Genomic DNA, 14,290 nt, shown 5'->3' with positions numbered 1-14,290 from the left:
ATACGAGCCTGCTTCACTGCTGGGCCCTCCACATTTCTTCGAGCATGGTGATCTGGTCCTGGTCGAGATCGAGCAGGTCGAGGTCGGAGGGCGTGTGCCCGGCCGTCGTGCCGCCGTCCGCCCAGTCGGTCAGCGCCTGAAGCGCGTTCAGCCAGCCGTCCGCCAGTGAGCTGACGGTGTTCTGGGAAAGGGCCTCGCCCGCCCACACGAACAGGGCCGTCAACTCCGGTCCGTCGGAGCCGTGCGCCACCTCGGTGACGACCTCCAGCGGATGGGAGAGCGGCATCGCCGGGTCCGGGCCCACGGCGAGGGCGTCGGACTCCGGCGCCGGTCCCCAGTCGGAGGCCGGCCGGGCCGTCTGCCGGCCCAGGTAGTTCCACAGCACCTCGGGACGCGCGCCCGGGTCGAACAGGGCGGCGCTACCGGCGTTGAGGTAACGGAGCAGCCCCGCCCCGACACCGCCGTCGGGCACGCTCCGCAGCAGTTCCTTGACCTCCTTGAGCGCGCCGCCCGCGTCCTCGGTGCCCGCGAGCACGGCCACGGGGTCGTAGGCACGGGCCGCCAGCGGCAGCGGGTGGACAGCCGTGAGCCATCCGACTGTGCGGGTCAGGTCGGCGCCCGGCAGCAGGTCCTGCTCGCGGCCGTGCCCCTCCAGGTCCACCGTGAAGGCGGCGGTGACGGCCGCTCGGTCCGACCGGCCTCCCCACTCTCCGACGGCCAGGGCGAACGCCGTGAGCAGGACATCGCTCACCGTGCCGTGCACCGCCTGCGGAACCCGCGCCAGCAGTGGCTCGGTGCGCTCCGCCGACAGCCGTACTACCAGGCGGCGGGCGCTCGCCACCGTGTCCCGCGCGGGATCCAGGGCGCGGTCCGTCAGCAGCCGCCCGCCGGGCACCTCCCCGAGCCAGCGGTCCAGCTCCGCCAGCCGCCGGGTGCTGTGCGCCTCGGCCAGCAGCCCGGCCGTCCACGTCCGCAGCGACGTCGGCACCGGATCCAGGACCGGACCACGGCCCGCCGCCGCAGCCTCCCAGGCCGCCCGGAGATCGGGCAGCAGGATCTGCCACGACACCTCGTCGACGACCAGGTGGTGCGCCACCAGCAGCAGACGGCCGGGCGCGTCGGGACCGGCGTCGAAGAACACCGCCCGCACGGTCTCGCCGGAGACCGGGTCGAGTTCACCGGCCGCCCGGTCCGACGCGGTCGCCACCAGCTCGCGCAGCGCCTCGCCCTCCGCGCCGACGGCGTCCACCGTGCGCAGCACGACGGAGGCGGCAAGCGAACCGGCGGGCCGCACCTCAGCACTCCACAGCCCCGGACGCGCCACGGTCAGCACCTGACGCAGGCCGTCGTGCCGGTCCAGGACCGCCTGGAGTGCCGTGACCAGATCGGCCCCGCGCGCACCAGCGGGCAGCCGCACCAGCCGCGCCTGGCAGAACCGTTCGAACGGGCCCCCGCGCGAGGCCAGCCAGTGCGCGACCGGCGGCAGCACCAGCGGCCCGGTGCCCACGTCCGCCGTGCGGCCCGGCGGCTGCGCGGCCGCAGGTGCGACCTCCGCCGCGAGGCCGGCCGGCGTCGGGTGCTGGAACACCTGACGGGCCGTGACCGTGACTCCCTCCTTCCGGGCGAGGCTCACCAGCCGGATGGAGACGATGCTGTCGCCGCCCAACTCGAAGAAGTTGTCGTCGGCGCCGACCTGGGGCAGCCCGAGCACCTCGGCCATCAGCCGGGCGAGCACGCCTGCCGCACCGTCGCCGGGGGCTCCCTGCGGGTCGGCCGGGCGCCCCGCGGCGGTCGGCGGGGCGGGCAGGGCGCGTCGGTCCAGCTTGCCGTTGGGGTTGAGCGGCAGGGAGTCCAACTCCATGAACAGGGCCGGGACCATGTACTCGGGCAGCCGCTCGGCCGCGTGATCCCGCAGGGCCGCAGGGTCGACGGCGGCACCGGGCGCGGGCACCACATAGGCGACGAGCTGCTGCACGCCGGGCCGGTCCTCGCGAACGTGGGCTACGACCTGCGCGACACCCGCCGCGTCGGCGAGCACGCTGTCGATTTCGCCGAGTTCGATGCGTTGTCCGCGGAGTTTGATTTGGTGGTCGGTGCGGCCGAGGTAGGTGAGGGTGCCGTTGGTGTTCCAGTGGGCGAGGTCGCCGGTGCGGTACATGCGGGTGCCGGGTGGGCCGTAGGGGTTGGCGGTGAAGCGTTCGGCGGTGAGGGTGGGTTGGGTGAGGTAGCCGCGGGCGAGTTGGGTGCCGGCGAGGTAGAGCTCGCCGGGGGTGTTGGTGGGGCAGGGGTTGAGGTGGTGGTCGAGGACGTAGACCTGTGTGTTCCAGATGGGTGAGCCGATGGGTACGGAGGCTGATTCGCTGGTGTGTGCTGGTGCGCGGGTGACGTCGACGGCGGCTTCGGTGGGGCCGTAGAGGTTCTCCAGGGCGATGGGGCGTTGCCCGGCGGAGGCGTGGAACCGTGCCGCCAGGTCGGTGGGAAGCGCCTCGCCACTGCACACGACGAGTCGCAGGCTGGGGCAGGTCGTCAGCTCGGTCTCGGTGAGGAAGGCGGCGAGCATCGACGGCACGAAGTGGCAGACGGTGACGGCCTGTTCGCGGATGAGGCCGGCCAGGTGGTGCGGGTCCTTGTGTCCGTCGGGTCGGGTGATGACGAGGGGGGTTCCGGTGGCGAGGGGCCAGAAGAGTTCCCATACGGAGACGTCGAAGGTGGTCGGGGTCTTCTGCAGGACGCGGTCCGTCGCGGTGAGCTGGTAGGCGTTCTGCATCCACTCCAGGCGGTTGACGATCGCTGCGTGTTCGACGATCACGCCCTTCGGGCGGCCGGTGGATCCGGAGGTGAAGAGCACGTACGCCGGGTGGGACGGCAACAGCGGCGCGACGCGGTCGGCGTCCGTCACCGGCTCCGCAGACAGACCGGCCAACTCCCCTGCCACCGAAGCTCCGTCGAGAACCACGGCTTCGGTGCGGAGCCGGTCCGGCAGCCCGTCCAGTGAGGCGCGGTCCGCGATCACGCAGCGGGGTGCCGCGGTGTCGGTCATGTAGGCGAGGCGGTCGGTGGGCAGGGTGGGGTCGAGGGGGAGGTAAGCGCCTCCGGCTCGGACGACGGCGTGAAGTGCGACGAGGAGGTCGAAGGAGCGGGGGAGTGCCACGGCGACGACCGACTCGGGCCCCACGCCCCGCCCGATGAGCAGCCGGGCCAATCGGTTGACCCGCTCCTCGAAGGCACCCCGCGTCAGGAACCGGCCGTCGAAGAGGAGGGCGGTCGCCTCCTGATCGCCGGCGCCGGCCGTCACCAGGTCCGCGAGGGTCGCCGGGCCGGCGAGCACCCGCGCGGTGTCGTTCCATCCGCGCAACACCCGCTCCCGCTCCTCCGCCTCCATGACCGGCAGGGCGGAGAGGGCCAGGTCCGGTGCGGCGGCCACCGCGTCCAGCAGCAGCACCAGCCGCGCGGCCAGTCGCTCGGCGCTCGCCTGCTCGAACAGGTCCGTCGCGAAGCGCACACCACAGCTGATCCGGCCGTCCTTCTCGGAACCCCCGAACGCGAACTCCAGGTCGAACTTGGAGCCGCCGATCTCCACGGGCAGTTCCTCGGCCGGAACCCCGAACAGCTCCGCCACCTCGGTGGTCACCGAGTGGTACGTCACCATCGTCCGGAACAGCGGATTGCGGGACTGGGCGCGAGCTTGCCTGACCGCCTCGGTCACCGCCTCAAGCGGCAGATCGGCGTTCGAGAAGGCGGCGAGTCCGGTGTCCCTGACCCGCTCGACCAGTGCGGCGAAGGTCGGGTCGCCGGACAGGTCCGCCCGCAGCACCAGCGTGTTGAGGAAGAAGCCGACCAACCGGTCCACCTGCTCGTCCTCCCGTCCGGAGACGGGAGTGCCGACAGGGATGTCGTCGCCGGCACCGAGGCGGTGCAGCAGCGCGGCGACCGCCGCGTGCACCACCATGTACATCGTCGCCCCGTGCTCCCGCGCGATCCGGGCCAGCCCCGCACCCGTACGCGACGAGACCTCGAAGTGGACCACGTCGCCTCCGTGGGAGGGGACGGCGGGACGCGGCCGGTCGGTGGGCAGATCCAGCTCCTCGGGCAGCCCGGCGAGGGCCGTCCGCCAATGCTCCGCCTGCCGCGCCGCCGGCGAGCCGGTGTCGGCCGGGTCGCCGAGCAGATCACGCTGCCAGAGCGTGAAGTCGGCGTACTGCAGCGGCAGTTCGGTGAACTCCGGAGCAGAACCGGCGGCGCGGGCCCGGTAGGCGGTGTCCAGGTCGGTCAGCAGCGGGCCGGTCGACCACTCGTCCGTGGCGATGTGGTGCAGCAGCAGGAGCAGTACGTGGTCGTCGTCCGTGTCGTCGTCCGTCGCGCTGAGCAGCGAGGCACGCAGCGGAATCTCCCGAGCCAGGTCGAAGACGTGCCGGCCCTCGGACTTCGCCTCCGCCGCCAGCAGTTCGGCGGCCACCCGGCGCACGGTGAACGGCACCTGGACCTCGCCGGGTGAGAGGACGCGCTGATACGGCTCCCCGTCCACCTCGGTGAACACCGTGCGCAGCGTCTCGTGCCGGGCCACCACGTCCGCGAGGGCCGCCTCGAGCGCCCGTGCGTCCACCGCGCCACGCAGTCGGACTGCCAGTGGCACGTTGTACGTCGTGCCAGGGCCCTGCACGCTGTCGATCAGCCACAGCCTGCGCTGGGCGTACGACAGCGGCAGCAGCGCAGGTCGCTCTTCGGCCCGGCCCAGGGCGGGCCGCCCCGAAGCCGACCGCTCGGCCAGCCGGGATGCGAGCGCCGCGACCGTAGGCGCCTCGAACAGGTCCCGTACCGCGCACTCCACCCCCAGCGCGGCCCGCAGCCGCCCCACCACACGCGTGGCCAGCAGCGAATGACCGCCGAGGGCGAAGAAGTCGTCCTCCACACCGACCGCCGTCCGGTCGAGTACGGCGGCGAAGACCCCGGCGACGACCTCCTCACGGGCGTTGCGCGGCGCCCGCGACGCCCCCGCCACCTCCGCCAGCGGGGGAGCGGGCAGGGCGCGTCGGTCGAGTTTGCCGCTGGTGCTCAGCGGCAGAGAGTCCAGCCGCACGAACGCGGTGGGCACCATGTACTCGGGGAGCCGGCTCGCGGCATGGGCGCGCAGGGCGCCCGCGTCGACAGCCGAGCCGGCGACGACATACGCCACGAGGCGCTGTGCCCCTGGCGTGTCCTCGCGGACCATGACCACCGCCTGTGCGACTCCGGCGACGGTCGTCAACGTGGCTTCGATTTCGCCGAGTTCGATGCGTTGTCCGCGGAGTTTGATTTGGTGGTCGGTGCGGCCGAGGTAGGTGAGGGTGCCGTTGGTGTTCCAGTGGGCGAGGTCGCCGGTGCGGTACATGCGGGTGCCGGGTGGGCCGTAGGGGTTGGCGGTGAAGCGTTCGGCGGTGAGGGTGGGTTGGGTGAGGTAGCCGCGGGCGAGTTGGGTGCCGGCGAGGTAGAGCTCGCCGGGGGTGTTGGTGGGGCAGGGGTTGAGGTGGTGGTCGAGGACGTAGACCTGTGTGTTCCAGATGGGTGAGCCGATGGGTACGGAGATGTTGTGGTCGGCAAAGGCCGGTGCGCGGGTGACGTCGACGGCGGCTTCGGTGGGGCCGTAGAGGTTCTCCAGGGCGATGGGGCGTTGCCCGGCGGAGGCGTGGAACCGTGCCGCCAGGTCGGTGGGAAGCGCCTCGCCACTGCACACGACGAGTCGCAGGCTGGGGCAGGTCGTCAGCTCGGTCTCGGTGAGGAAGGCGGCGAGCATCGACGGCACGAAGTGGCAGACGGTGACGGCCTGTTCGCGGATGAGGCCGGCCAGGTAGTGCGGGTCCTTGTGTCCGTCGGGTCGGGTGATGACGAGGGGGGTTCCGGTGGCGAGGGGCCAGAAGAGTTCCCATACGGAGACGTCGAAGGTGGTCGGGGTCTTCTGGAGGACGCGGTCCGTCGCGGTGAGCTGGTAGGCGTTCTGCATCCACTCCAGGCGGTTGACGATCGCTGCGTGTTCGACGATCACGCCCTTCGGGCGGCCGGTGGATCCGGAGGTGAACAGCACGTACGCCGGGTGGGACGGCAACAGCGGCGCGACGCGGTCGGCGTCCGTCACCGGCTCCGAGGGCAGACCGGCCAACTCCGCCGCCACGGAAGCCGAGTCCAGCACGAGCCGCTCCCCGCCGATTTCGTCCGCGAGCTTCTGCTCCGACTCGGCGTCGGTCAGGATCGCGACCGGCGACGCGGTGTCGGTCATGTGGACGATGCGGTCGGTGGGCAGGGTCGGGTCGAGAGGCAAGTAAGCGCCTCCGGCACGCACCACGGCGTGAAGTGCGACGAGGAGGTCGAAGGAGCGGGGGAGTGCCACGGCGACGACCGACTCGGGCCCCACGCCCCGCCCGATGAGCAGCCGGGCCAATCGGTTGACCCGCTCCTCGAAGGCACCCCGCGTCAGGAACCGGCCGTCGAAGACGAGAGCAGGCGCCTCCAGGTCCTCGACACCTGCCGCGACGAGGTCGGCCAGCGTCGCCGGGCCGTCGAGCACCCGCGCGGTGTCGTTCCAGCCGCGCAGTACGCGCTCCCGCTCACCGTCCGCCAGCAGATCCAGTTCCGCCAGCGAGGTGTCCGGCGTGTCCACCACCTGCTCCAGCAGCCGCACCAGCCGCTCTACCAGTCGCTCGGCGCCCGCTCGGTCGAACAGGTCGGTGGCGTACCGCACCCCGCAGGTCAGCGTCGGCCCGTCGGCCCCCTGAACCCGTCGGAACAGAATCTCCAGGTCGAACTTGGCCGCTCCGGCGTGCACCGGGAACTCCGCCGCGTCCGTGCCGAGTATCCGGCTCGGGTCCGGGCCGCCGCCCTCGTAGGCCACCATCGTCTGGAAGAGGGGGTGGCGGGCGAGCGTGCGGTGGGGGTTCAGGGCCTCTACGACGGTGTCGAAGGGGAGGTCGGCGTGGTCGAGGGCGGCGAGGTCGGTGGCGCGTACGCGGTCGACCAGCGCCGTGAAGGTCGGGTTTCCGGAGAGGTCGGTGCGTAGCACGAGGGTGTTGACGAAGAAGCCGACGAGGTCGTCGAGGGCGGTGTCGGGGCGTCCGGCGACGGGGGTGCCGAGAGGGATGTCGTCGCCGGCGCCGAGGCGGTGGAGCAGCGCGGCAACGGCGGTGTGCACCACCATGAACATCGTCGCGCCCGCGTCCGCCGCGATCCGCTCCAGCCCGGTCGCCACATCGCCGGACAACTCCACCGTCACCGTGTCGCCCCGGTGGGAGGGAACGGCGGGACGCGGCCGGTCGGTGGGCAAAGCCAGTTCCTCGGGGGCATCCGTCAACGCCTCGCGCCAATAGGACATCTGACGGGTAGCCGGCGCATCCCGGTCGACGGTGTCGCCGAGCAGATCGCGCTGCCAGAGCGCGAAGTCGGCGTACTGGACGGGCAGTTCCGCGAAGTCCGGCGCCGAGCCGGCGAACCGGGACTCGTACGCGGTGTTCAGATCCGCCAGGAGCGGGCCCGTCGACCATTCGTCCGTGGCGATGTGGTGCAGCAGGACGACGAGTACGTGGTCGTCGTCCCCGGCGCTCAACAGCGTGACGCGCACGGGCAGTTCCGTGGTCAGGTCGAACACCGCACCGGCGGCGGACTCCACCTCCCGCTCCAGTTCCCCGACCCCCACGGTGCGCGCCACGAACGGCACACGGGCCTCGCCGGGTGCGAGGACGCGCTGGTACGGCTCGCCGTCCACCTCGGTGAACACCGTGCGCAGCGTCTCGTGCCGGGCCACCACGTCCGCGAGCGCCGTCTCCAGAGCCCGTACGTCCACCGTGCCGCGCAGCCGCAGCGCGACCGGGATGGTGTACGTGCTGCCCGGGCCCTCCACCTGATGCAGGAACCACAGCCTGCGCTGGGCGTACGACACCGGCGGCAGCGCCGGCCGGTCGGCCGCCCGGGTGAGCGCGGGCCGCGCCGACTCCGAGCGTTCGGCCAGCCGGGCCGCGAGAGCCGCGACGGTCCGGGTCTCGAACACGTCCCGCACCGAGCAGTCGGTGCCCAGGCCACGCACTCGCGCGACCAGGCGCGTCGCGAGCAGCGAATGCCCGCCGAGGGCGAAGAAGTCGTCCTCGGCGCCGACCGTGGACAGTCCCAGCACCTCGGCGAAGACGGTGGCCAGCCGCTCCTCCGCCGCGCCCTGAGGCGGCCGCGACGGCTCGGCCGCGGTGAGCGCCGGGGCGGGCAGCGCGGTCCGGTCCAGCTTGCCGTTCACGTTGGTTGGGAGCACGTCCAGCATCACGACCGCCGCCGGGACCATGTACTCCGGCAGTTCGGCGGCAAGTTCGCGGCGCAGTGCCGCCGGGTCGGCCGCTCCGGTGACATACGCGACCAGCCGTGGCACGCCCGGGACGTCCTCACGGACCAGGACCGCCGCCGCGCCCACGCCCGCGCGTGCCGTCAACGCCTCCTCGATCTCGCCGAGTTCGATCCGGAAGCCGCGCAGTTTGACCTGGTCGTCGGCCCGGCCGAGGAACTCCAGGGTGCCGTCCGGACGTCGGCGCGCGAGGTCGCCGGTGCGGTACATGCGGGTGCCCGGGGCACCGTACGGGTCGGCGACGAACCGCTCGGCGGTCAGCGCGTACCGGCCCAGATAGCCGCGCGCGTTCTGCACACCCGCCAGATACAGCTCACCGGGAACACCCGGCGGCACCGGGCGCAGGCGCGCGTCCAGGACATGGGCGCGGGTGTTGTCCAAGGGGCGGCCGACGACCGGCGCCGGCGCGTCGGTGACCCGAGCCACCAGCGCGTCCACGGTGAACTCGGTCGGACCGTAGTAGTTGACGGTCTCCACGCCGGGCACCCCGCGCAGCTCCGTCCACAGCGCGGGCGGCACGGCCTCGCCGCCGAGCAGGAACAGCGGCGGGCGCCACTCGCCGGCCAGCAGCCCGGCGTCCAGGAGCTGGCGGCCGTAGGACGGAGTGACGTCCAGGGTGTCGACGCGGTGTTCGCGTACGTACGTCACCACCGCGTCGGCGTCCCGGCGGCCGTACTCGTCCAGGATGTGCAGCTCGTGCCCCGCGACCAGCCACAGCAGCTGCTCCCAGGACGAGTCGAACGCGAACGACGCCGTGTGCAGCGCCCGCACCCGGCGGCCCAGCCGGTCGGCGAGGGGCCGGTAGAGCTCGCGTTCGTGGTCGCGGTACAGGTTGGTGAGGCCCGCGTGGTGCAGGCCCACGCCCTTGGGGCGGCCGGTGGAGCCGGAGGTGTAGATGACGTACGCCAGGTGGTCCGGCCCCGCTGGGCGCGGCGCGGGCAGCTCCGGTGCCGTCGCGAGCCGTGTCGCGAACGACGGCTCGTCCAGCACGAGACGTGCGACGCCCGGTGTCTCCGGCACTCTGGCCGTGGCGGGGCCCGCCGTGAGTACGCAGACCGGGGCCGCGTCCTGAAGCATGAACGCCAGCCGGTGCTCCGGGTGGTCCAGGTCCAGCGGCAGATAGGCGCCGCCCGCTCGCAGCACGGCGAACGCGGCCACCACCGAGTCGGCCGAGCGGGGCAGGCCGAGCGCCACCACCGTGTCCGGGCCGACGCCCTCGACGGCCAGCACCCGGGCCAGCCGCTCGATCCGGTCGTCCAGGTCGGCGAAGGTCAGTCGGACGTCCCCGCACACCACGGCGAGCGCCTGCGGAGTGCGCGCGGACCGCTGGGCCAGGAGTTCCGTCACGCTCTCCACCGGGACCGGGCGGGCGGTGTCGTTCCACTGCGCCAGCAGGTCGCGGTCGTCGGCGTCGAGCAGGTCGTACGCCGACAGCGGTCGCGCGGGATCGGCCACCGCCTGTTCCAGCAGGCTCAGCAGACGGCCCGTCAGCCGCTCGACCGTGGATCTGTCGAACAGGTCGGAGGAGAAGAACACCTCCAGATCCAGGTCGTCGCGGTCCGCCGTGTCGTTGAACGTGAAGTCGAGGTCGAACTTGGTCGTGCCGGGATCGATGCGCTCGACCCGGGTGTCCCTGTCGAACAGGCGGCGCACGTCCTGGGTGACCGTGCTGTGCGACACCATCGTCTGGAAGAGGGGGTGGCGGGTGAGGGTGCGGTGGGGGTTCAGGGTCTCCACGACGCTGTCGAAGGGGAGGTCGGCGTGGTCGAGGGCGGCGAGGTCGGTGGCGCGTACGCGCTCGATCAGACCTGTGAAGGTGGGGTCGCCGGAGAGGTCGGTGCGTAGGACGAGGGTGTTGACGAAGAAGCCGACGAGGTCGTCGAGGGCGGTGTCGGGGCGTCCGGCGACGGGGGTGCCGAGGGGGATGTCGTCGCCGGCGCCGAGCCGGTGCAGCAGGGTCGCGACAGCGGCGTGCACGACCATGAAGACACTGGAGCCGGTCTCCCGTGCCAAGCGGCGTACTCCGGCGGCCAGTTCGTCCGGCAGCTGCCGGTGCACCAGACCGCCCGCGCCGCTCGGCACGGCGGGTCGCGGCCGGTCGGTGGGCAGGGACAGTTCCTCGGGCAGGTCGGTGAGGGTCTCGCGCCAGTAGGCCGTCTGCCGCTCCCTGAGGGCCGTGGGGGCGTCACCACGGCCGAGGAGGTTGCCCTGCCAGTGTGCGAAGTCGGCGTACTGCACGGGCAGTTCGGCGAACTCGGGTGTGCTCTCCGCGGTCCGGGCCGCGTACGCCAGTTCCAGGTCGCGCAGGAACGGGCCCATGGACCACTCGTCGCTCGCGATGTGGTGAAGCAGGACCACCAGCGCGTGGGCGCCGCTCGCCGGGTCGCGCAGTACGGTCACCCGGATCGGGGGCTCGGCCGCGAGGTCGAAGAGGTGGCGGAGGGCGCGTTCGCTCTCCGCGTCGAAACGTTCCTTCGGAGCCTCGACGACCCGCAGACGCACGTCCGCCTCCGCCGGTGACAGCACGCGCTGGTGAGGCTCCCCGTCCAACTCGGCGAAGACCGTCCGCAGCGTCTCGTGCCGGGCCACGACGTCACCCAGCGCGGCGCCCAGCACGTACGTGTCCAGCGGCTCGTCGAAATGGGCCACGAACGGGATGTTGTAGGTGGCGCTCGGCCCCTCCATCTGGTGCAGGAACCACAGCCGACGCTGTGCGTGGGACAGCGGCAGCGGCTCCGGGCGGTCCGCGGCCGTCGACGCCGTCAGCGGCGGACGCCCGCTGGTGCCGCGCCCCGCCAGCCGCTCGGCCAGCGCCGCCACGGTACGGGCCTCGAAGATGTCGCGGATGCCGCACTCGGCGCCCAGGGCCCGTCGTACCCGGGCGACCACCCGGGCCGCGAGCAGCGAGTGCCCGCCGAGCGTGAAGAAGTCGTCGTCCGGCCCGACCGCCGGCAGGGCGAGAACGTCGGCGTAGATCCCGCTCAGGATCTCCTCATGTGGGCCGCGCGGGGCCCGCGCCCCGGATGTGGTCAGCCCGGACAGGTCGGGCGCGGGCAGTGCGCGCCGGTCGACCTTGCCGTTGGCGGTCAGCGGGAAGGCGTCCAGCGCCACCACGGCCGAGGGCACCATGTACTCGGGCAGCCGCTCGGCGGCCAGCGCCCTCAGCGCGGCCGGATCGGGGGCGGGGCCGTTCGCCGCGGCGGTGACATAGCCGACCAGGTGCTGGGAGCCGAGCAGGTCCTCACGGACCACGACCACCGCGTGCCCGACCGTGTCGGCGGCGCCCAACACGCTCTCGATCTCGCCGAGTTCGATCCGGAACCCGCGTACCTTGACCTGGTCGTCGGCCCGGCCGAGGAACTCGATGCGCCCGTCCGCGCGCCGCCGCACCAGGTCGCCGGTGCGGTACATACGGCTGCCGGGGGTGCCGTACGGGTCGGCGACGAACCGCTCCGAGGTCAGTCCGTGGCGGCCCAGATAGCCGCGTGCGAGCTGCGCGCCGGCCAGGTACAGCTCGCCAGGGCGGTCGGTGGGTGCCTGACGCAGGGCGCCGTCGAGGACGTAGGCGCGGGTGTTCCAGAACGGGGTGCCGATGTCGGGCGTACCGGTGTGGTCGGGGGTGAGGGTGGAGGAGGTGGCCCAGATGGTCACCTCGGTCGGGCCGTAGACGTTGGTGACGCGGCGGGCGGTGCGGGCGAGGCGTTCGGCCAGTGCCGCCGGGACCGCCTCACCGCCGACGAGGACGGACGTGCCGACGAGGGCCGCCGGACGGCCGTCCTCCAGCAGGGCGTGCCACAGCGACGGGGTCGCCTGCATCACGGCGGGACGGTGCGCGTCCACCAGCGTGGCGAGCGCGGCCGGGTCACGGACCGTGTCGCGGTCCGCGAGCACCACGGTCGCGCCGGTGATCAGCGGCACCCACAGCTCCAGCGCGGCGATGTCGAACGAGATCGTGGTGACCGCGACCAGGGTGTCCCCGGGAGTGAACGGCAGCTCGTGCGCCTGCATCCGCAGGAAGTTGGCCAGTGCCGCGTGCGGTACGACCACGCCCTTGGGGCGGCCGGTGGAGCCGGAGGTGTGGATGATGTACGCCGGGTGCGCGCCGTCGAGCGGGGCGTTGCGCCCGCCCTCGGTGCCTGCGTCCGCGGCCAGTGCGGCCAGCGTGTCGGGCGCGTCCAGGACGACGGTGTCGGTGCCGGGCACGTCCGGTGCCGACGGCGCCGCGGCGAGGGTGGTCAGCACGCAGACCGGGCGGGCGTCGCGGACCATGTACTCCAGCCGGTCGGCCGGGTAGTCCAGGTCCAGAGGCAGATAGGCGCCGCCCGACTTGAGTACGGCGAGCAGCGCGACCAGCAGGTCCTCCGTGCGCGGCAGAGCGATGCCGACGTATGCCTCCGGGCCGACGCCGCGGTCGGTGAGCAAGCGGGCCAGACGGTCGGAACGTTCGTCCAGTTCGGCGTAGGTGAGTTCGCGCCCGGCCGCGATGACCGCCGTACGCCCGGGGTGGGCGGCGGCCTGCTCGGCGAACGCGTCGACGACCGTGCCGGGCACGATCTCGCGCACGGTGCCGTCCGCGGCGGCCAGCAGGGCGAGCCGGGTCTCGGCGTCGACCAGGTCCGGGCGGCCCACCGGGGTGCCGGGACCGGTCGCGGCGACCTCGGAGAGGAACTGCGTGAACTCGACGCACCGAGCGGCGAGCGTATCCGCGTCGTAGGCAAGGGGGTTGGCGTCCAGTTCGAAGCGAATGTGCCCGTCGGCGGCGTCGTTGTACAGCTGGAGCGTGAGGTCGTGGACGGGGCCGGCGGCCAGGTTGCGAACGGTGCCGGGGGCGCCCGCGAAGTCGAGGGCGTAGTCGAAGGCCTTGATGTTCACCATCGGTCCCAGCAGGCCCTGCTCGCGGCCCACCAGCCCTAGGTCGCGGCGGATGTCCTCGGCCCGGTAGCGGTGGTGGGCGCGCAACTCCCGTACCTGGCACGCCAAATCGGCCGTCAGCTCGGCCATGGAACGGTCCGGACGGACCGGCACGCGCAGCGGCAGCACGTTCACCACCATCGAGGGCACCCACAGTGCCGCCGAGCCCAGGCGGGACATCGCGGGCATCGACAGCAGCACGTCGCGGGAACCGGTGGAGCGGTGCAGGAATGCGGCCCACGCCGCGGTGACCGCATCGGCCCAAGTGGCGCGTGCCGTACGCCCGATGGCGTGCAGGGAGGCCGTCGCGTCCGGGGTCAGCACGGCGCCGTCGCGCAGGAAGGTGTGCGAGGCCGGGTGGGCGGCACCGGCCAGCAGCTCCGGCTCGGGCCGGTCGGCGAGCCGGGACAGCCAGTACTCCCGGTCCCGTCCCTCCTGGGCCGAGCCCTGGTACGCCTGTTCCTCCGCGACCACGTCGGCGAGGGAGCCGAAACGGGTGGGTTCGGGCTCCGCGCCCTGGACCAGCGCGGTGTACACCTGGGCGACCCGCCGGGCGATCAAGGCGAAGGAGTAGGCGTCGAGCGCGATGTGGTGGGCGCGCTGGTACCACAGGGACCGGTTCGGGCCGACCAGGTGCAGCGCGTGGGCGAACAGCGGGTCGGCAGCGAGGTCCAGGGGCCGTTCCATGTCGGCGCGCATCACCTCCAGCGCCGCCGCGTCGGGGTCGGGCACGCCGCGGTGGTCCTCGACTTGAAGCACCGGGCCCTGCGCCACTTCCGCCAACGGGTCCGGCAGGAGCACCTGCCGGGGCAGTCCCGCCTCGTCCTCCTCGAACCGTGCCGTCAGCGCGTCGCACTCGCCGATCGTGCGACGTACGGCCTCCTCGAAGTGACCGACGTCGATGGGGCCGTTGATCTCGACGTACTGGCCGACGTTGTAGACCGGCGAGTCGGGAGCCAGCCGCTGGCCGTACCAGACGCCGGTCTGGGCCCCGGTGAGGGGGAGTCGCCGCAGGACACGCTCGGACAT

General features: G+C 72.9%; 1 protein-coding gene. It reads right to left on the bottom strand.

Translation table 11 applies throughout. The features are described 5' to 3' along the window. Positions 1–13 precede the first annotated feature (13 nt). Positions 14–14,290 carry an amino acid adenylation domain-containing protein gene (locus tag ACWGDB_RS07480; protein ID WP_453821543.1) on the bottom strand — a complete coding sequence of 4,759 codons (14,277 nt, stop codon included), beginning with the start codon at positions 14,288–14,290 and terminating at the stop codon, positions 14–16.

The sequence above is a fragment of the Streptomyces sp. NPDC055013 genome (assembly GCF_053608645.1).
The sequence above is the reverse complement of the archived record's forward strand: the minus strand, read 5'-3'. Positions and strand labels throughout refer to the sequence as shown.